Origin of the sequence: Microbulbifer zhoushanensis (assembly GCF_021729055.1) — a bacterium.
Lineage (GTDB): Bacteria > Pseudomonadota > Gammaproteobacteria > Pseudomonadales > Cellvibrionaceae > Microbulbifer > Microbulbifer zhoushanensis.
Genome location: NZ_JAJSAO010000001.1, coordinates 116,023 through 135,647 on the forward strand (window position 1 = coordinate 116,023; position 19,625 = coordinate 135,647).

19 protein-coding genes are annotated in these 19,625 nt (G+C 61.7%); 12 read left to right on the top strand and 7 right to left on the bottom strand.

Features of this window, described 5'->3' with window-relative positions:
* The first annotated feature begins 73 nt into the window (after positions 1 to 73).
* The gene (locus LVD10_RS00510; protein ID WP_237061331.1) at positions 74 to 2,536 is read left to right on the top strand and encodes a hypothetical protein; all 2,463 of its coding nucleotides are present in this window, start codon (positions 74 to 76) and stop codon (positions 2,534 to 2,536) included.
* Between the two features lie 38 nt (positions 2,537 to 2,574).
* Here the strand turns inward: LVD10_RS00510 and yciH are convergent, their stop codons facing one another.
* Positions 2,575 to 2,898, bottom strand: coding sequence for a stress response translation initiation inhibitor YciH (yciH, locus tag LVD10_RS00515; protein ID WP_255774483.1), 324 nt, complete (start codon positions 2,896 to 2,898; stop codon positions 2,575 to 2,577).
* 221 nt (positions 2,899 to 3,119) lie between these two features.
* Here yciH and LVD10_RS00520 point away from each other — a divergent pair, with 221 nt between their 5' ends.
* Positions 3,120 to 4,076: an ion transporter gene (locus tag LVD10_RS00520; protein ID WP_334078925.1), complete on the top strand. Its 957-nt coding sequence runs from the start codon at positions 3,120 to 3,122 to the stop codon at positions 4,074 to 4,076.
* Between the two features lie 35 nt (positions 4,077 to 4,111).
* Here the strand turns inward: LVD10_RS00520 and LVD10_RS00525 are convergent, their stop codons facing one another.
* Complete coding sequence (locus tag LVD10_RS00525; protein ID WP_237061333.1) at positions 4,112 to 4,576, bottom strand: PaaI family thioesterase; 465 nt, start codon at positions 4,574 to 4,576, stop codon at positions 4,112 to 4,114.
* Positions 4,577 to 4,651: 75 nt separating this feature from the next.
* On the opposite strand from LVD10_RS00525, the gene LVD10_RS00530 reads away from it, so the two are divergent.
* From LVD10_RS00530 to LVD10_RS00560, 7 genes are all read left to right on the top strand, one after another.
* Positions 4,652 to 5,830, top strand: a complete 1,179-nt coding sequence (locus tag LVD10_RS00530) for a serine hydrolase domain-containing protein (RefSeq protein ID WP_237061335.1) — start codon at positions 4,652 to 4,654, stop codon at positions 5,828 to 5,830.
* 19 nt (positions 5,831 to 5,849) lie between these two features.
* Positions 5,850 to 6,086, top strand: coding sequence for a SlyX family protein (locus LVD10_RS00535; protein ID WP_232942197.1), 237 nt, complete (start codon positions 5,850 to 5,852; stop codon positions 6,084 to 6,086).
* Positions 6,087 to 6,875: 789 nt separating this feature from the next.
* A complete protein-coding gene (locus tag LVD10_RS00540; RefSeq protein ID WP_232942199.1) occupies positions 6,876 to 7,526 on the top strand; it encodes a YiaD family glycine zipper/OmpA-like lipoprotein in 651 nt (216 codons plus the stop codon).
* Positions 7,527 to 8,019: 493 nt separating this feature from the next.
* Positions 8,020 to 8,388, top strand: coding sequence for a hypothetical protein (locus tag LVD10_RS00545; protein ID WP_232942201.1), 369 nt, complete (start codon positions 8,020 to 8,022; stop codon positions 8,386 to 8,388).
* A gap of 459 nt (positions 8,389 to 8,847) precedes the next feature.
* Positions 8,848 to 9,351, top strand: coding sequence for a hypothetical protein (locus LVD10_RS00550; RefSeq protein WP_232942203.1), 504 nt, complete (start codon positions 8,848 to 8,850; stop codon positions 9,349 to 9,351).
* A 63-nt stretch (positions 9,352 to 9,414) separates the two neighbouring features.
* Positions 9,415 to 9,783 carry a SpoIIAA family protein gene (locus LVD10_RS00555; RefSeq protein ID WP_237061337.1) on the top strand — a complete coding sequence of 123 codons (369 nt, stop codon included), beginning with the start codon at positions 9,415 to 9,417 and terminating at the stop codon, positions 9,781 to 9,783.
* Between the two features lie 36 nt (positions 9,784 to 9,819).
* Positions 9,820 to 10,623, top strand: coding sequence for a class I SAM-dependent methyltransferase (locus tag LVD10_RS00560; protein ID WP_237061339.1), 804 nt, complete (start codon positions 9,820 to 9,822; stop codon positions 10,621 to 10,623).
* A gap of 31 nt (positions 10,624 to 10,654) precedes the next feature.
* On the opposite strand, the gene LVD10_RS00565 is transcribed toward LVD10_RS00560, so the two are convergent.
* The 4 genes from LVD10_RS00565 to LVD10_RS00580 all read right to left on the bottom strand — a co-directional run bounded on the left by LVD10_RS00565 (position 10,655) and on the right by LVD10_RS00580 (position 16,945).
* A complete protein-coding gene (locus LVD10_RS00565; protein ID WP_232942209.1) occupies positions 10,655 to 12,040 on the bottom strand; it encodes an L-serine ammonia-lyase in 1,386 nt (461 codons plus the stop codon).
* Positions 12,041 to 12,202: 162 nt separating this feature from the next.
* Positions 12,203 to 13,180: a tRNA 5-methoxyuridine(34)/uridine 5-oxyacetic acid(34) synthase CmoB gene (gene cmoB / locus LVD10_RS00570; protein ID WP_237061348.1), complete on the bottom strand. Its 978-nt coding sequence runs from the start codon at positions 13,178 to 13,180 to the stop codon at positions 12,203 to 12,205.
* Between the two features lie 15 nt (positions 13,181 to 13,195).
* Positions 13,196 to 13,933, bottom strand: coding sequence for a carboxy-S-adenosyl-L-methionine synthase CmoA (gene cmoA, locus LVD10_RS00575; RefSeq protein WP_232942213.1), 738 nt, complete (start codon positions 13,931 to 13,933; stop codon positions 13,196 to 13,198).
* Between the two features lie 81 nt (positions 13,934 to 14,014).
* Positions 14,015 to 16,945 (bottom strand): insulinase family protein, encoded by a 2,931-nt coding sequence (locus LVD10_RS00580; protein ID WP_237061359.1) that lies wholly within the window; start codon positions 16,943 to 16,945, stop codon positions 14,015 to 14,017.
* A 219-nt stretch (positions 16,946 to 17,164) separates the two neighbouring features.
* Between LVD10_RS00580 and LVD10_RS00585 the strand changes: the two genes are divergently transcribed.
* The 3 genes from LVD10_RS00585 to LVD10_RS00595 are packed head-to-tail and all read left to right on the top strand — an operon-like array spanning position 17,165 to position 19,021.
* Positions 17,165 to 17,881, top strand: coding sequence for a DUF599 domain-containing protein (locus tag LVD10_RS00585; protein ID WP_237061361.1), 717 nt, complete (start codon positions 17,165 to 17,167; stop codon positions 17,879 to 17,881).
* A 15-nt stretch (positions 17,882 to 17,896) separates the two neighbouring features.
* Entirely contained in the window at positions 17,897 to 18,235 is a 339-nt protein-coding gene (locus tag LVD10_RS00590; protein WP_232942219.1) for a nucleotide pyrophosphohydrolase, read from the top strand.
* Positions 18,236 to 18,241: 6 nt separating this feature from the next.
* Positions 18,242 to 19,021, top strand: coding sequence for a methyltransferase domain-containing protein (locus tag LVD10_RS00595; protein WP_232942221.1), 780 nt, complete (start codon positions 18,242 to 18,244; stop codon positions 19,019 to 19,021).
* Between the two features lie 85 nt (positions 19,022 to 19,106).
* Here LVD10_RS00595 and LVD10_RS00600 read toward each other — a convergent pair whose 3' ends face one another.
* Positions 19,107 to 19,619 carry a J domain-containing protein gene (locus LVD10_RS00600; RefSeq protein WP_232942223.1) on the bottom strand — a complete coding sequence of 171 codons (513 nt, stop codon included), beginning with the start codon at positions 19,617 to 19,619 and terminating at the stop codon, positions 19,107 to 19,109.
* Positions 19,620 to 19,625: the final 6 nt, after the last annotated feature.

Genomic DNA, 19,625 nt, shown 5'->3' on the forward strand with positions numbered 1-19,625 from the left:
CGCGATGTCTGCCGAGCTATTTCAAGTTGTATCTGCCGGGAAAACCCTGCGTGGTAAGCCCCCGGGAGAAGTCTTGCAGGCGGCCGCAAAGGCCTTTTCCATCCCCGAGGCAAAGGCGCGCAAGCTGCTGTTGAAGGGGTGGGTGATCAGGGACCGCCTCTCTTCCCAGCAAGTACTTGAATACCGTTCACGCCTGCAGCGTATCGGGCTTCGGGTCGAGGTTTTCCCAGCGGGCCAATACGACAACCGGGCACTCATAGCCCGGCTGGAGCACGCGCGAAAGAGACGCCGCCCGGAAGAGCCGGTGGTGAAGTCATCGCCGGGGGATGCTGCAGTCGCCCCTCCACCGGCCCATGCCACCCCGGCAGGGCGTAGTGAGAAGCAGCCGGTGAAGGGGACGCAGGGAGCGCGCGGTTCCAGGGCGCAGCGGCAACTTGAATCGTTGTTCGATGGCAGCGATGCCACTATTGCTGATCCCCTTTCATCCCGGAGTGCTCTATTGGCTGGTTTGCCCGGAGCCGTACTCGTTCCAGCGGCGTTCTCTCTATTGCTGGCGATTTGCATTTACAGTGCCGGCAGCGCCCTGTGGGAGTTCGGCCTGGCGCTGGTGGCCGGTGAGGCGGGCCCGGGATCGGTCGCCGGCCTGCTCCTGTCACTTCTTTTGAGTGGGTTGGTGGCCGCGCTACTGGCATGGCCATTTTTTGGTGCGCCGCGGCTTGCGCGGGACCTGTTGCCAGAGGCGCGTCCGCTCAAGCGCAGTGACGCCCGCGGGCTCTACCTGTTGCTGGATGTGCTGGCTGAAAAGACAGGCCTGCCCCGCACACCTGCGGTGACAGTTACCGCGGGCAGTGATATTCGGGTAGAGGCAACGAAGCTGTCGGAGGCCTTCAGGCAGAACCTGCCGCTCCAGGTGGGTCTGGGCACGGCCTATTGCCTGACCGGTAATGAGCTGCTGGCGCTGGTGGCGCGACAGCGTGGAATTTACCGTGGTCGCCTGCGGGCGACAGTCGCATGGTTGGCCCTGGAAACACCGCGGCGCCTGCAGTGGATGCAATGGGCGATGGAAAATGACCGCAGCGTTATCGCGCCGGCCGGTAATACGGGCGCGGCAATGCGACCATTGCACCACTTGCTGACCCTGTGCGGTCGCGGTGTGATCCCGATCCTGGACCGGCTCGAGGCATTCCACCAGGTAGTGGCGGGGCCTGCCGCGCGTATGCTGGAGCGGGAGGGTGACCGCTGTGCCGCCTGCCTGATCGGCAGTGACGCGATGGCGCCATTTGCGGAAAAGTGGCATCACATGGTGCATGCGGACCTGGTGGTGGCCGAGGTCAACCGCGAGGCCTCCATCGCGGGCCAGCGCCTGGAGAACTACCCGCGCGCTATTCAGTGGAACATGCGAAACCTGGACCGGGAGACCCTTTCCAACCTGGAGCTGGCGATGGGCCAGCGATCTGATTGCTGGGATACCGCCGCACCGGCGGATAACGACCGGATAGCGGCGGCCGAGGAGCTGGGCCTGCCTGCGGCGATCCGCACAGAGTTCTCCGTGCAGCGCCTGATCGACGACCTGCCTGGCCTGGCAGTGGATGTCAGTGCCGATATTGCCGCTCCGGACACGCGGCCAGTCGACAACCAGCAGCTGCTCACTTCCAGTGAGGACGCCGAGCAGGCCCTCCGGGTTATCGGTGAATATTTCAATCGTATCCCGCCTCGCCGCTTCCTGCTCCTGGAGCCGCCGACTGAGGAGAGCCTGGCGGCCATGGGGCTGCAGGAGTGTATCGACTGGCTGCGCACCAGGTTGGTGGAATTGCGCGAGCTTACAGGTCGCCTCGATGAGCTGGCCGTGCGCACACCCGCGGCGGAACTGGGTATCGAGTTATTGCGGCATTCCGTAAAAATACAGCCTTCTGACTTCTATCTCGAGGGGTCGGGCGCAGCTGCGGCAGAGGCGACCCTGAGGGAGTTCCGGCAGCAGCGCGATGGCGCGCAGCTGCAGTACCTGCAGATCCAGGGAGTATTCGCATTGCGCCTGAAGCGCGCGATTGGGTCCATGAAAAGCGATGACCGCAGCTGGGCGGATTCTGCCCGGCGCGAACTTGAGGCATTCGGCGGCCTGGCACCTCACCTGGACCGGCTCGATGAACTGGCGCGGATTCTGGGCCTCGGGATTGACCGGCTGTCACTGGACTCGGGCCAGCGCGAGACCCTGCAGAAATTCCATGGCCTGGCCCGGCGCGGCCTGCAGATCGTCCAGCACCGGGTGGAAAACAGCGAGACGCTCACCAGCCTTGGCCTGGGCGCAGCGCTGGAGCAGCGGCTGGCGGGTGCGGGACGTGTCGGTATGGAGGAGTTGCCCGGGGAGCGCCAGGCGCTGGTTGACGCCCTGCAGGAAATGGAGCTCCGTTGCAAAACCGTCAGTGCCACGGTCAACGAGCATTACCACCGGCACATCGCGCGGCTGCTCAGGCAGTGTCTCGAGTTGGAAAAAGCCCTGCAGGTGAAGCCGTTGCGGCTGGTGGGGGAGCTGAGCTAGGCAGGGCTACCCTTTGCCGGCGCAGTTGCGCGCCGGTTTCAGCCTCCGGCGAGCTTGACCTTGAAATCGCGCGCCTCCAGCAGCGCCTTGATTTCTGCGCGCTTGTCGCCCTGGATCTCGATGACCCCGTCTTTGAGGGCGCCGCCGCAACCACAGCGCTTCTTCAGCTCGGCCAGCAGTAACTTGAGCTCACTGTCGGTGCCCGGTACGCCGCGCACGCAGGTCACCCCCTTTCCCTTGCGCCCCTTGGTCTCCCGCTGGATGCGCACTACTCCGTCGCCCTCATGGCGCCGTTGCTGTTCCGGTTGTTCTTTGATCCGCCCTACATCGGTGGAATATACCCGGCGGGTATCTTTAGCCATAATCGCTGCCTTCCGCTCGTTCTCCAACTGCGGGAAGCCCGGTACCGGCCCGGGGCCGCTGAATTGGCGGTCCCGGCCAGTTGTACTTCATGCCGAGGCTCCCCGGCGGCAAGATTACAGGCAAAGGTCCGCCGGTGCCATCTGAAGACATTGTCTGGTCCCCCTGCACTCTGGCAGGGGGACGGCTGTGGCGCTATAGTCATGGCTATTGTGGAGGGGATATGGCATTAACCGGAAAGAGAAAGTGGCTCAACGAAGTCATCTTCGGCACTGACACGCCACTGGGGAAAGGGTTCGACGTCTTCCTGATCTGGGCCATCCTGATCAGCGTGTTGCTGGTGCTGCTGGTATCGGTGGAGAGTATCGCCGGCCGCTATGGCGAGTTGTTCTTTATCCTCGAGTGGGTTTTTACCGCGCTGTTCACGGTCGAGTACCTGGCGCGGATTTACTGTGCGGTCGACCGGCGCAGTTATATTTTCAGTTTCTACGGGGTTGTCGACCTGCTGGCGATCCTGCCCAGTTATCTCGCACTACTCTTTACCGGGGCAAGTTACCTGCTGGTTATCCGCCTGCTGCGTGTACTGAGGATTTTCCGGATTCTCAAGCTGGTGCGCTACCTGCGCGATGCCAACCTGCTGCTGCGCTCCCTGTGGCAGGCGCGACGCAGGATCCTGGTGTTTTATGCCGGTGTGCTGGTGGTATGCATTATTTTCGGCTCGCTGATGTTTGTGGTTGAGGGACCTGCACACGGGTTTACCAGCATTCCCAAGAGTATTTACTGGACCATTGTCACCCTGACCACAGTAGGTTTTGGCGATATCACACCGCAGTCGCCACTGGGCCAGGGGATTGCATCACTGACCATGCTGATCGGTTACTCCATTATCGCGGTGCCCACTGGCATTGTGACCGCGGAGCTGGCCTCTGAGCTGGGGCGGGAACGCCTGTCGATTCGCTGCGACAATTGTAGCCGGGCAGGTCACGACCGCGATGCGGAATACTGTAAGCATTGCGGTTACAAGCTGGAGGACGTGGAGCGCGAAGCGGAGAAGAAGCAAGAGCGGAAAGCGGAAAAGAAAGCTGAAAGAAAGGCTCACAGGAAGGTGCGGTCCTATGCCGAGGAGGAGAGCCGGCGGCAGACCGGCAAACCCGAATCTGGTGGGGACGACAGCGGGTAGGCTGGGCCTGTCCGCTACCGCCATCACCTGGTGCGTTACCAGTTGTCGGGCACCCTGACCGCTACCACGTCAGCAGTGGCACAGACCCGGCCATCGCTGGATAGGGTGCAGGCCAGGACCGTCTTGCGCTCTGACCGTTCGGTAATCTTTGCATCGAGTACCACCGGCTTGTCGATTGCGGCCGGGGCCTTGTACTGCACATCCAGTTTACCGGTCGCATACCAGATTTTATCCCCTGTCCCCACCTCACGGCCGGCCTGGCGGTATCCGTCGGCAATCGCAGTACAGATGGTGTGGCAGTCGATTACCGTGGCAATGATGCCGCCATTGAGGTAGTGGGTGGGCCCGGCACAGTGGTGGGTTGCCGGTATGAACTCGCAGTGACTGCTGTCGGGCCCGGTCCAGTAGCTTTTGATCTGCAGGCCCGCGCTGTTCTCGGGGCCGCAACCGAAGCAGTGGTTATGCGGGATCTGGTCCTGGATTGCGGTTTCTGCTGGCATGGGTCCCCCTGGAAGCCGTCATTACAATAGCTGGCAATGCTAACCATTTGCGCGGGGAAGGGGAAGAAACTACCCTTGCGCCTCGTTTTTGTTGCTGGACAGGTATCGATGGAGATTTACGGACACTGCGCCCCCGGGTTCGAAGCACTGTACGACTGCTTTGCCGACAACTTTCGCCACCATGGTGATACGGGAGCGGCCTTTGCGGTCCGCCAGGACGGCGAGACAATTGTGTCCCTATGGGCCGGGTTCGCCGACCGGGCCGGAGAGGTGCCCTATACAGAGGATACACTGGCCAATGTATTCTCCTGCTCCAAGGGCGTGCTTGCACTGCTGACCCTGCAGCAGGTGGCGGCGGGCCGCATTGAGCTGGATCGCCCGGTTGCAGACTATTGGCCGGAGTTCGCGGCCGCGGGCAAGCAGGCGGTGACGCCGCGCCAGCTGCTGTGCCACCGTTCCGGTGTGGTGGCTTTCCGGGAGCGGATGGAGGACGCGGTCATCTATGACTGGGAGCGTTCCTGTGCTGCGGTGGCTTCGACCGAACCCTGGTGGTCGCCCGGTAGTCGCCAGGGTTATTCCCCGTTCCTGTATGGCTGGGCCCTGGGCGGTTTGCTGGAGCGTGCCTGCGGTGAGTCCCTGCGGACGCTGTACCGCCAGTCCCTGGCCGAGCCGCTGGAGTTGCACGGTGGCTTTGGCGGTGTGAACCATCTTTCCGACCGGCTGGCGGACGTCGTTCCGTTGAAGCAGCCCCTGCCGGAGCTGCGGGAGAACGCAGTGGGCCGGGCAATGAAATCGGATCGTGAAGGGCCGGTTGCCAGGGCCTTCACAAACCCTATGAGCCTGATGATGAGCAGCAACAGCGAGCAGTGGCGCGGGGCGCTGATTCCGGCTGCAAACGGGCACTTCAGTGCGCTCGACCTGGCAACCATTTACGGTGACCTGGCGGGAGAGGAGCCGGCGATGCTGCCCCGGGAAGTGCTCTCAGAGGCGGTTCGACAGCAGAGCTGCGAGCGGGATACGGTGTTGCAGGCGGAGATCAGCTTCGGTTGCGGTTACATTCGGAGTGGCTCTGCGGCTGACCTGCGGTTTGGCAGTGAGCGCGGTTTCGGCCACCCGGGAGCTGGTGGCAGCGTTGGCTTTGCCGATCCCGAAACCGGCATCGGGGTCGGTTACGTGACCTCGCGACTGGGGCAAAGCCTGTTTATGGACCGGCGCGCTGTGGCGCTGGTTGACCTTCTGTATACCTTTCTGTGAAACAACACCGGGTGGCCCGATGAGTGAAGAACTGGCAGACCTGCGCAGCCGTGTCGAGGAGCTCGAGACTCGCCTGGCTTTCCAGGAGGATACCCTGGTGCAGCTGAATGATGTGATTGCCGAACAGGATGCAAATATCAGGACCCTGGTGGCACGGCTGCGGGAAATGGGAGAGCGTTACCGGGACCTTAGCGATGAGTTGCACGGTGGTGGGCGCGGTGGCGCGGATGCCAACGAGAAGCCCCCGCATTACTAATGGCTCGTTCATGCCCGCCCGGAACTGAAAGCGGGGACCTGTAGACCTGCCTGCCAGTGGATCCGGGATTTTGGGTGTAGCTTGCCGGTCAAAATATGATCGATCTTCATCTGGGCTGGTTGCCGTGCAGCGGGCTCGGAAAACAGCCTGGAACTATTGCCGCCAGGGACATAGTTACCGCTTCTTCATGCTTGTATAACACGATCGTCTTGGTTCTGCGCCATGTTCGACTGGTGAAGTCCTCGATGACGATTATTTTGCAAAAAAATTCCGGGTTTGCCCTCGTCAAGTGTTGACAAAACTTTTTCCACATGGCGAAGGGGCCCTTGTGAATGCTTGGTCAACCTTCCCTAGTTGGTACGATAACTTTTGATGTAGTCGTAACATATTGTTTTTTAAGGATAAAATCCGAAGATTAAAAAGTGCGCAAAACGCTGGGAGCAAGTGAAGTCGCCGCTTGGCGTAGCCTTTTACCCATTCATTAACAGAGTTATCCACAGAAGTTGTGGAAGATATGCCGGCGATACCCGGGTTGTGGCAGTGCAGCATTTGCTGCCCGGTCATGTGGATTTCAACGTGCATGCAGAAAATACCGACTTCTGTTGTCCATAAATGCGCATTGCTTTATGGACCTCGGCGCAAATTCCGCCTAGTCTTCGCAACCTGAGGAAGGGGGGCGGTTCAGCTGCGAGTCAGCTGTTCCGCGGCAACATTTCCACTAATGCGGCGGGCGCCTCTGCCACGCCGCGACGTAATTCCCGTTCACTAAAAGCGTTAGGAGAACCTTACATGAAAAAATGGGTCGCAATTCTCGCACTGGGCTCACTGGTTGGCTGTACCACGCTGGATCCGTACACCGGCGAGAGCAAAACCAGCAACGCCGCGAAAGGTGCCGGTGCCGGTGCCGTGGCGGGGGCTATCATCGGCGCCGCGACTGCCAGCAAGGATGACCGCAAGAAAGGTGCGATCACTGGTGCCCTGGGTGGTGCCGCAATCGGTGGTGGCGTGGGCTACTACATGGATCGCCAGGAAATGGCACTGCGTGAGCGCCTGGAAGGCACCGGTGTGCGTGTCCAGCGTGAAGGTGACAATATTCGCCTGATTATGCCGGGCAATATCACTTTCGCCACTGATCGTGCTGATATCCGCCGTGACTTCTATGACACCCTGGATTCCGTAGTACTCGTTCTCAAGGAGTTCGACAAGACTGCCATCCGTGTCAGCGGGCACACTGACAGCACCGGTTCTGACGTCTACAACCAGACCCTGAGTGAGCGTCGCGCCAACTCTGTCGCCAGTTTCTTTACCAATGGCGGAATTGCCAGCGGTCGTGTCCAGGCTGTGGGTTACGGTGAGCGTTACCCCATTGCCGCAAATGACACCGCGTCCGGTAAGCAGGCGAACCGCCGCGTCGAGCTCGAGTTGCTGCCGATCAAATAATGTGAGACAAAAGAGGGCACTTCGGTGCCCTTTTTTGTGCACGGCACATACTGGATGTCGTCACTTTCCCTGCCTCGGGGGAATGTCCGGCACCATTTCTGCCATCGGTGAAAGTACACAGGAGTAAAGTACACAGGAGTATTGGAAACTTCCTGTCGTAATGTTGGCGGCAAGCGCCGGGTAGCTGAGACCGACAGAGGCCTGACAGCCCCGAACAGGGTAGTGAGATAAAAGGGATACCAGACACAAGGGAGTGAGAACGGTGAAGAACTTCTTGCTGGGCCAGGATATTACTTGCGATAAAACCCTGCAGGGCCTTACCTGCCGAATACCCAGATCCTTTTGCCGGTCAATATGTTCAGCTGCACTGCTCGCCATGCTGCCGCTCGCCGGTCCCTCGAGTGCAGCCAGCAACCCCGGCGAGGCGTCTGGAGTTTCCTCCGGGCCAGATCAGGAATCCACCCTAACCGATAGTGGCTCTGCGGTAACAACTGTGGGGAGTGTCGGCAATGCCATCGCCACACGCTATCAGGAGGCGGCATTTGTCGCAGAGGTGAAAATTGCCGGGATTCACCGCGACGTGGACCAGGCCCTGTCGGAGCCCGGCATGGTGGCGATCAAGGGCTACGTTTACTCGGCCGTATCAGAGCAGGTCTGGAAAGGCGAGTCCAACCGGCTGGTGGCTTTCCGGCGCGGGCTGGATGCGTGTGAGAAAAAACTCCAGAAAGGTGCACGCTACCTGATTTTTGCCAGCCCCGATATTTACGGCAGGTTGCAGTTGCACAGCTGCGAGGCTGCTGTGCCGGAGTCCGAGGCGGCGCCCCTGTTGGCACGCATGAAGGAGTCCGGGCTGCAGGGGTAGGGGCGCTCTGGTTGGGCTCCAGGCTTGTCTGGGGTACTGCCCGCCACCACACTGCGAACAGCGAGTGATATCCGCTGCCGGCGTTCCCTGGTTTGTCGCGGATGTCGCTTGATGCCCCGGGTGTCTCGCCGTTAATCCCCGTCAGGGTCGCCTGATCGACATCTTTTTAAAACTATTCGTTATTACCACAGCGCCGGCTACAGCAAGACTGCCTGAGGTATAGGAACAATGTTCCTTGAATAACCCGATTGGCGAGTTATTCTTATCAATATTGGCGCCAACATCTTCCAAGTTGAGTCAACAGGCGATACCTCGCCCGGCGTCATGGACAGGCAGCGGGAAAACATTTTCCCGGCCCTTCGGGAACCGACCTTGATTGCGGCCGTCCCGGAGCGGGCCCCGGGCTTTCCGCGGCGATGTCTTGAATTCGTGTTACAGCCAGGGCTCAAAGGTGGGTTTATGAAAAAGTTACTGCTTCCGCTGATTATTCTGCTGCTGATTATCGGGTACTTCATGTCGCGGGGCGGCGATGATACGGCCGGCGATGCTTACGATTCGCTCGAGACGCCTGACAGCGAGACCATGGACCAGGGTACGCCGGACACCACGACCCCCGATGAGTCCCAGACTCCGCCGGACGGCATGGGTACCATGGAATCACCGGACACCGCGCCCGATACCGGCACCCCCGATACTGATACTCCGCGGGAAAGTGATGAGCCCGATACCGTGCCGCCGGGCGAGGAGAGTGCCCTCGAGAGAGAGGCGGAGGAGGCAATGAAAGCCACCAAGGAGGCGGCCGAGGAAACCGGTGAAGTGATTGAGGGTGCGGCTGAAAAGGCCGGCGAGGCGATTGAAGATGCCGGCGAGGCCACCAAGAAAGCGGCCGAGGACACAATGGACAGGATTAGCGGCGACGAGGATAAGGAAACCAAGAGCACTGATGAACCTCAGAATCAGTAACAGTATCCCCGGTTACCGGCAATCGGCGCCGCTTTCCCGCGGCGCCGATTTTATGTGTTGGCTATGATCGAGCATCACTGGCATCGCAATCACTCCGTGCTGGAGGTTGTGCCCAGGGCACCGCTGCAGAGGGAAGACTTTGAGGCGTTGGCACAGCAGGTTGATCCGGTAATCGAGGAGCATGGCAGCCTCGCCGGGGTCCTCATCAATGCCGCCAGCTTCCCGGGCTGGGAGGACTTCTCCGGGCTTGTTTCGCACTTCACGTTTGTACGCGATCATCACCGCAATGTGCACAAGATTGCGGTGGTTTCCGATCAGCCCCTGCTCGGGTATATGCCGCGGCTGGTGGACCATTTTGTCAGTGCGGATGTGCGTCCGTTTCCCGGCGAAGAACGGCAGCGCGCACTGGAATGGCTGGCCGAGCCCGGTTAGTATCCGCGTTTCTGCAGTAACTGGATCGGAACCCGCGTGACCCATACCCTGGCAGTGATCGCCGCAGCACCAGAGTGGCTGCCGGCTGCACGTGAACTGGCGGTGCAGCTTGGCCTCGAACTGCTGCAGGAAATCGACCCCACCCAAATTTCACAATACCCCTATGTTTTGCGGCGTGGCGAGATGTTGCAGCTGTGCGCTACCGGTCGCAAGGCGCCCGGTCCCGTAACGGTGGACTTTGTCAGCGGTGCCGCGGCCCATCGACGTAAATACGGCGGGGGCAAGGGCCAGCAGATTGCCAAGGCCGTGGGTATCCGTGCGGGGTTCAGGCCGCGGGTGGTGGACGCTACCGGTGGCCTGGGGCGCGATGCGTTTGTACTGGCATCACTGGGTAGTGAGGTAGTGCTGCTGGAGCGTAATCCTATTGTCCGGGCGCTGCTCGCCGATGGCCTGTCGCGCCTGCGCGCGGCTGCCGAGCTGGATCCTGAACTTGCGGGAGTTGCGGCCCGCCTACAGCTGTCCGATGCTGTCGAGGATTCGGTGAGCTGGCTGCAGGCGCAGCCGGCCGAGTCGATCCCGGTGGTATACCTGGACCCGATGTTCCCGGCACGCGGCAAGAGTGCGAAAGTGAAAAAGGAAATGGCCGCTTTCCACCAGCTGGTTGGCGAGGACCTGGATGCGGATGCGTTGCTCGAGCCGGCCCTCGCCGCCTGCTACTACCGCACCGTGGTCAAGCGTCCGCGTCTGGCGCCCTGGCTGGCAGGGCGAAAGCCGTCATTGTCGCTGGAAGGGAAGTCCGGGCGTTTTGACCTTTATACCAGGCACGGAGTGCCCGGCTGACGCGCGGGCACGGGGATGGCGGGCTCGATCTTCAGCAGTTGACGGCATTCACAGCCAGGCCGCCCTGGGATGTTTCCTTGTATTTGCTCTGCATGTCGATACCGGTCTGGCGCATTGTTTCGATCACGCTGTCCAGGGGTACGATGTGGGCGCCATCACCGCGCAGCGACAGCCGGGCGGCATTGATGGCCTTGACTGCCCCCATGGTGTTGCGCTCGATACAGGGAACCTGCACCAGTCCGCCGATGGGGTCACAGGTAAGGCCCAGGTTGTGTTCCATGCCGATTTCGGCCGCGTTTTCGATCTGCTGGTTGCTGCCGCCCTGGACCGCCGCGAGTCCGGCGGAAGCCATGGAGCAGGCCACCCCGATTTCGCCCTGGCAGCCAACTTCCGCTGCGGAGATCGATGCATTCTTTTTGAACAGCATGCCGATGGCGCCGGCAGTGAGCAGGAATTTCACCACCTGGTCTTTCAGGTCACCGTGTTTTTCCGGCTTGTGCACAAAATTTACGTAGTAGGCGATGGCTGCGGGGATTACCCCGGCTGCACCATTGGTGGGAGAGGTCACGATACGGCCCCGGGCTGCATTTTCCTCGTTTACCGCCAGCGCATAGAGGCTGACCCAGTCCAGGATAGCCAGGCCATCCTCACGCTCCTCACGGCTCTGCTTGCTCAATTCCTGGTACATTTCCGCGGCCCGGCGACGGACCTTCAGCCCACCCGGTAGCAGGCCATACTGGTGACAGCCGCGCTGGATAGAGGCGTCCATCACCTGCCAGATTTCCCACAGGCCATCTTTCACCGCTTGCTCCGGGCGGAAGGCCTTTTCGTTTTCCATTGCCAGTTCGGCAATGGTCCAGCCGTGTTTTTCGCAGATTGTCATCAGCTCGGCGGCATTGCTGAAATCATAGGGGAGCAGGGTGGCGATCTGGTCCTTGTGGGCAAAGTCCTCTTCGGAGAGTACGAAGCCGCCGCCGATGGAGAAATAACTGCGCTCGAACAGCAGCTCGCCGTCGGCATAGGCCTGGCAGGTCATGCCGTTGGCATGCTGTGGCAGGAATTCGTCCTCATGGAAAACCAGGTCATGTTCGCGAACGAAGCGAATGTCGTGGTCCCCATGCAGGCACAGTTGCTCACCGCGCTCGATGCGCGCCAGCTTGCTGTCGATGCTGTCGACGTCGATGGTGTCGGGGGATTCCCCCAGTAGCCCCATCAGTACCGCCATATCGGTGCCGTGGCCGATGCCGGTCAGGGCCAGGGAGCCGTAGAGGTGCACCTGGACGCGGTCGGTCTGCCTGAGTTCACCGCGCTGCCCGAGATCCGATACAAACTGCCGTGCGGCGACCATGGGCCCCACGGTATGCGAACTGGAGGGGCCGATACCGATCTTGAACAGTTCGAAAACGCTGATACTCATTGACGCTGGCGCTCCTGGACTGACTGGTCCGAAAATTGTGGTGTGGCCACTTTGCCGCAACGTGGCAGACATTCAAGGCACACGGCGGCATTCCACAGAATATCCTTCCACTACAGTCTTTGACCGAGTTTAAGTGCCTAAATTGCGTCTTTGTGGCACAAGCTACGGTGAATTTGCGACCAGGATGGCCCTTTTGGGCGCGGGGTGACCCTCGATGGTGCGGTCCGGGAATTCCGGGTCGAGGAAGTCGGCCAGGGACTCAAAATGCATCCAGTCGGTCCGGCGCTGCTCACCCAGGCTGGTGGGGGCAACATCCACCGTGCGCGGATTGGTAAATCCACTTTTGCGCAGCCAGCTTTCCAGGGTCGCACAGCTGGGCAGGAACCAGACATTGCGCATTTTGGCATAGCGCCCCTCGGGCACCAGGCACTGGCCCAGCTCCCCGTCGATCACCAGGGTTTCCAGCACCAGCTGGCCACCGGGCCGCAGGGTTTCGCGCAATTCGCGCAGGTGGGCCATGGGTGAGCGGCGGTGGTACAGCACCCCCATGGAGAAAGTGGTATCAAAGGCGCGCAATTGCGGCGGGACTGACTCGATGCCGATGGGCAGGACATCCACCGGCAGTTCGTCTCCCATGTACTTTTTAAGCGCATAAAACTGGGCGACGAACTTGGCCGAAGGGTCAATGCCGATCACGCGGCGCGCACCCGCGCCATACTGGCGCCAGCAGTGGTAGCCATTCCCGCAGCCGACGTCCAGTACCAGACGATTCTCCATCGACTCCAGGTGCGGCAGGACACGCTCCCACTTCCAGTCCGAGCGCCACTCAGTATCGATATGCAGGCCAAATATTTCCCAGGGCCCCTTGCGCCAGGGGTGCAGGCGGCGCAGCTCGCGCTCCAGGCTTTCCAGTTGTCCCGGTGTGGCGTCACCGGCCTGGCCGATCACTACGCCATCGACAAACTCGGTGGAGTCGCAGGTGATTGCGGGCAGGTTGCTCAATGCCGCGCGCCAGTCGGGCAGGTCGCCCCAGCGATGCTCGCTCAGACCGGCAGCTACCTGCTGGGGCAGCGTGGCCAGCCAGCCGCGCAGGGCAGGGGTATGCTGGAGGCCTTGATAGAGCTGGGTGTAGTCGATCATTGCTTGTTCCCGACCTCAGTGCGGTGCCTTGATGGCGATCATCGAGGCAAAATTAAAGCACTGGAACCATACGTCGACACTGCCGAACCCGACTCCCTTGAGGCGGTCCCGATGTGCTGCCAGGGTCTCCGGGATGAGGACGTTCTCCAGGGCGGAGCGCTTCTGTGCCACTTCGAGTTCGCTGTAGCCATTGGCGCGCTTGAACGAGTGGTGCAGGTCGATCATCAGCTCCTGGTGGTCGCGATCCTCGAAGGCGACTTTTTCCGACAGGATCAGGACTCCGCCCGGTCTCAGCCCCTCGAATATTCTCCGCAGGATACTTTCCCGCTCGGCAACGGGAATGAATTGCAGGGTGAAGTTGAGAACCACCACGGAAGCGTTTTCGATGGCTACATTTTGCAGGTCATCACAGATTAGCTGGACCGGGAGTTGGCCGCTGTCTGCCGCCAGGACAGTGCGGGCCCTCTCAACCATCGCGGGTGAATTATCGATCGCTACGATCTCGCAGTCCGCTGCCGGGATGCGGTGGCGCATGGCCAGCGTGGCAGCGCAAAGGGAGCTGCCGAGGTCATAGCAACGGCTACCCGACTGGGCATAGCGCTCGGCCAGGGTGCCGATCATGGCGACGATGGTGGTATAGCCCGGCACTGAACGCTGGATCATGTCCGGGAAAACATCCACCACGGACTGGTCGAAGCGGAAGCCCGCCACGTCGCCCAGGGGATTGGCGTAAATGCTGTCTTTCTTGCTCATGAATTTCTGCAAAGCGATTGCGTGGAATAGGCTGGTGGCCGTCGGTGCACTGCACCCAGCGGCCAGTGTGCCCATTTCCGCTTAGAGCTTTTCTTCCTCCAGCCCGAGAGCCAGTCCCGCCTCGCGCCCCTGGTTGCCCGTGACTACCGCAGTACCGGCCTTTTCCGGGCTCAGGTAAGTGGCTGCCACGCGTTGCAGGTCGCCGAGTTTTACCTCGGTAACACGGCGGCGGAACTCTTCCCTTACCTCGTGGGTACGGCCGTAGAGCGCGGAGTGGAACGCCTTCTTGGCCTCGCCGGAAGGAGAACCGGGCTTATCCAGCCCGCCGACCACCCCGAGGATGGCCTCTTCCACCTGCGAATCCTGGTGCTGCCCATTGGCGAGCCACTCCAGGGAGGCATCGAAATCCTGCAGGGTCTCCGCCATGCGCGGGTCGCGATAGGAGAAGAAGCGGAAGACCCCCAGGTTGTTGTCATGGCCGGCACCGCCGCCGTACGCACCACCCTGTTCGCGGATGGTGCGGTGCAGGAAGCCATTGCGCAGGAAGCCGCCCAGCACTGCCAGCGGGGCAGAGTCGGGGTGGCTCATGGGGACGGTCGCATAGGCTTTGGAGCAGAAGTTGACCTGGCTGTTAGCCAGCCACAGCTCCCCCACCTGGTGGGGGTTGAATGAGCCGTTCTCGGTCGCGCCGGCACCGCTGGCTTCGTTGCCCAGGCTGGCCATGGCGCGGGTAAACTCCGGCAGTTTTTCCTCTTCCCCCACCAGCAGGAACTGTCGCTCTGCTGACAGGATCTTGCGATGGATCGCCTGCAGTTTCTCCTGGAGGACGTCCAGTCCACTGTCATCGAAGCTGCGCACCAGGCCCTTAAGGTGGCGCAGGCCCAGTAGTCCCCCGGTAGCGTGGCTCTCAAAGGCGGCACGGTTGAAACCGGCACTGGCGGCGGCCATTGCCAGTGCATGGCCGTTGCCCACCACGCCCTGTTCCCGACGCGCCAGCGTCTGCAACATCAGCTCGCGGATACGCGGCAGTTCGTCGAACCGCACCTGCTCCAGGGTGGCGTCCATCAGTTCCGTGAGCGCTTCCTGGTTTGGCGCCAGTGCCTTGCCGGACAGGACGAAATGCCCGCGCAGTTGCTGCAGGTCGTCGATGGCGGTGCGGCTGCTGGTAAAGCTGTGCAGCGCACCGCAGACGCGGGCCTGCCACTGCTGGACTTCCAGGTAGTCCTTATCGCCCAGGCCGACTTCACTCAGCACCTGGCAGTAGTAGGGCAGGAGCTGCTTTTCCTCTTCGGTGAATTCCGGCAGGGCGCAGACCACCTGCTGGTAAACCAGGCCGTTGGTGCCGGCGCTATAGCGGGTCAGTTTCTGCCGCCCGACTTCCACTTCCTCGCCCTCGACCCGGGGCATCTCCGGCGGAATGTCCTCCACCCCGACCCGCGGCAGGATTGAGGCGTCGTCCTCGCGTTCCTGTCGCTCCTGCAGGGCGCTGGCGGTCTGGATAATCTGCTGTTTCTCGCCCTCGCTCAGGGCCGCGCGAATTTCCGCCAGGCGCGCTTTCTCGGCCTGGTCGCGGCGCCCGGCCAGCTCGGTGTCGGGGCGCAGCACCAGGCGGACCCGGTGCTGGTTGTCCACCAGCAGTTCGCGGGCCACATCGGCGATGAAGCGGGGGTCCTTGATCTGTTCGCGCAGCTTTTCCAGGGTGGCGTCGATATTCAAAAGGCCAATGGCATCGCCGCGGTGGGTGGCGCCGGTGAGGGCGGTCATGATCAATTGCAGGCCGTAGGGGAAACCATCGCCGCCGATCTCCCGTTGCTGCAGCTCCAGCTGGTGCAGGCTGGCGGCAAGTTGCTCGTAGGGGATACCGTTTTCGGCCACGTCCCGCAGCACATCCATGACCTGCTGCTCCAGTTCATCGGCACGGTCGCGCTCGCTGCCCTCAATGCCGCAGACAAATGCCATCTCCCGCTGGGTATCGTCGAGGCCCAGGAGCGGGGAGGGCGAGGTACCCAGGTCGGTGGTTTCCAGCAGCTTCATCAGTGGCGAGGCACTGTTGTCCAGCAGGACGCCTGCCAGCAGGTGGGCGGTCAGCACGGACTCGAGATCGGTGACATCGCCCAGCAGCCAGGCCAGCACGATATGGGTCTTGCTGCCTACGTTCCCGCTGTCGCCTTCTTCGCTCTCGGTTTCGCTGAGGGGGTAGAACTCCTCGACCGACACCGGCGCCAGGTAGCGGTCTTCGCGGCCGACCTCGATGACCTTGTCCAGTTTCTCAAACCTGCCCAGGGCCTTTTCCTCAAAGGCTGCCTGGTGCTCGGCGGCGGGGATGTCCCCGAATGTCATAAAGGTGGCATTGCTGGGGTGGTAATGGGTGCGGTAAAACGACTGCAGTTGTTCATAGGTGAGCTTGGGAATGTCTGCGGGCTCCCCGCCGGAATTCCAGTGGTAGGTGGTGGTGGGGAACAGGTAGCGACTGAGCGACTGCCATAGCTGGGAGGTGACAGAGCTCATGGCACCTTTCATCTCGTTGTACACCACGCCCTTGTACACCAGCTCGCTGTCGGCGTTACCCGCCTCACTGAATTCCAGCCGGTGCCCCTCCTGGGCGAAATCCAGCGGGTCCAGCTTGGCGAAGAAAACTGCGTCCAGGTAGACATCGAGCAGGTTGTTGAAGTCCTTGCGGTTCTGGCTGGCGAACGGGTAGGCAGTCCAGTCGGAACTGGTGAAGGCGTTCATAAAGGTGTTGAGGGAACGCCGTATCATCATGAAAAACGGGTCGCGTACCGGGTACTTGTCACTGCCACAGAGCGCCGTATGCTCGAGGATGTGGGCCACCCCGGTAGAATCCTGGGGCACGGTGCGCAGGGCCACCAGGAAGACGTTCTCCGGGTTGTCCGCAGCGATATGCAGGTGCTGCGCGCCTGTCACCTTGTGGCGGTATTCCTCCACCCTGACGCCGAGGGACTCAATCTCAGCGCTGGTGACCTGTTCGAAAGCGGGATGTGAATTACTCAAAAGACAGCTCCATGAGTTAGCTTGCGGGCCGGTGATGCCGGCTGCTCCGGGCGGGCCCGGCAGGATTTGGCCGTTATTCTACCGCCTCGCCGTCCGGGAAAAACAGTGTTGACAAGGGTGCCAGCAGGCCAAAGACTGCGGACAGCTGTTCCAGGCTCTGGCGTCCCGGCACTATAGCCGGGATTCCGGCAGGATAAATGTAGACGAATACGGAGACAGATGTTGACCTGGTTGGACATTGCCAGCGTGGCTGGATTTCTTGTTACCTGGGGCGGGTATACGCTGTTCGCCCGCAAGAAAGCGAAGGTGTCGTGGTGCCTCGCTTCATCCATGCAGTGGTACCGGGTGGAGTGGATGCTGCGGATGCTCGATCGCGACATGCGTATGCCGGATGCGGCGATCATCGGCAACCTGGAGCGGGTGATCGGCTTCTTCGCCTCTACCAGCATCCTGATCCTGGCGGGCCTGGTGACCGCGCTGAGTGCCAATCAGGCGGCGATCAAGGTCCTGAGTACCCTGCCGTTTGCCGAAGAGACCACGGTGCAGCAGTTCGAACTCAAGATCCTGCTGCTGATCCTGATTTTTATCTTCGCCTTCTTCAACTTCACCTGGTCGCTGCGGCAGTATTCCTTCGCCAACGTCCTCATCGGTGCGGCCCCGCTGCCCGACGCGGATGATACGTCCGACGAGGAGCGGCGCCGCTTCGCCATCAGCACCGCCAAGGTGATCGACCAGGCGGGTCACAGCTACAACTACGGACTGCGCTCATACTATTTCGCGATGGCGGTAATGGGCTGGTTTGTTCACCCGTTGCTGTTTGTTGCCGGCTACCTGGTGGTGGCGCTGGTATTGTTCCTGCGGGAATTCCGCTCGCGCACCCTGCGGGCAATCCTGGCGGCCGAGGGCAAGGTCCTCGAGCGTGCCGGGGAAAGCTAGAGAGGGGGAGTGACTATGGATACCGGGCAAATCCTGCGGGAATTCGATGCCATTGCGCGGGCGCGCGACTGGCAGTCACTGCATTCCCCCAAGAACCTGGCCATGGCGCTTGCGGTGGAGGTGGCCGAGCTCGGCCGCCACCTGCAGTGGCGCACCGATGGCGATATCGAGCAGCTGCTGGCGGAGCCGGAAAGCGAAGCAAGGGCGGCCATGGCATCGGAGCTGGCGGATATCCAGATGTACCTGCTCAAGCTGTCGTCGGTGATGGGGGTCGACCTGGAAGCGGCCGTTGCCGGCAAGATCACAGAGAACCGGCGGCGCTTCTTGCCCGCCGAAACGGGCCGGGGTGACTGAAGCGCAATGGCGGACAGGAACTTCGATGACCTGGCAGAGCGTTTCCGCAAGCGTATCTACGGCGGGCTCAAGGGCGATATCCGGCTGGCGGTACTGAACCGGGACTTGCAGCCGGTGCTGGACACCGGCGCCAGGCTGCGGGTGCTGGATGCCGGTGGCGGCCAGGGACAGTTCGCGCTCGACCTGGCGGAGGCGGGTCACCAGGTCACTATCGCCGATATCTCCGCCAGGATGCTGGCGCAGGCGCGGGAGCTGGCGGCCGAGCGCCACCTGCAGGAGCGGGTTGCGTTCGTGCAGGGGCCCCTGCAGGCGCTGGGGCGGGAGGAAAAGCACCAGGGCAACGACCTGGTACTGTGTCATGCGGTGCTGGAGTGGCTGGAGAAGCCACATGAGGCCGTACAGCAGCTCGTGCAGATGCTGCGCCCGGGGGGGCATTTGTCCCTGACGTTCTACAACCGGCGCGCGCTGGAGTTTCGCCTGCTGCAGCGGGGCAGTTTCCGCCAGCTGGATCGCAATATCGACAGTGGCTACTGGGGCGGCCACCCTGGCAGCCTGACCCCGGATAACCCGCTGTGCCCGGAATGGGTGCAGGACTGGGTGCTGCAGGCAGGACTGACGGTAACGGCACACAGCGGTATTCGCTGTTTCAACGATTTTATGACGCCCTCGATCCGCGACAAGCTGCCTGCCAGTGCAGTAGTGGGAAAGGAGCTGGAGTTTTCACGGCGGGATCCCTACCGGCAGCTGGCGCGTTATGTGCACCTGCTGTGCCGGAGGCCCCTCTGATGCGGGGCAGGGTGATTTTCAGGGCGGGCTGGTAGGGCTTGCAGCGGGGGCGGCCTGTTGGAAAGCTGGCCAGGTCATTAATTGGCTAGAGCTGCTTCAGGAGTAATTCCTTGGCGGCATTGATGCGGGAAGCCAGGTAGTCGTTGCCGCCCCGGTCCGGGTGCATCCTCTGGATCAGGCGGCGATGGGCGGCGAGTATTTCTTCCCGGGTCGCACCCTCGGGTACATCGAGAATCCGGCGTGCCTCTGCCACGGTAAGTGGGCTCTCGCCCGTGCCCTGCGTGGATTGCCCCTGTGTATCCTGTCCTGACTCCTGTTGCCGCGCCTGCGCGTGGCGGGCAATCAGTGGAGCCAGCCAGGGCAGGTGCCGGCCCAGCCAGCCCAGGATGCGGCCCAGTACCGGCAGTACCAGCGCCACGGCGGCACCGACCCAGTGCAGGCGGCCCGTGACAGCCAGTAATACCGCCACCATTGCCACGGCCAGCAGCGTCCACTGCAGTAACAATTTGCGGCGTTGGCGCGGGGGGCTGGCGGTAAATTTCTGCCACGCAATCCAGGCAAAGATGCCGAGCGCAATCAGCAGGATGATTCTGGCCACTGGGTG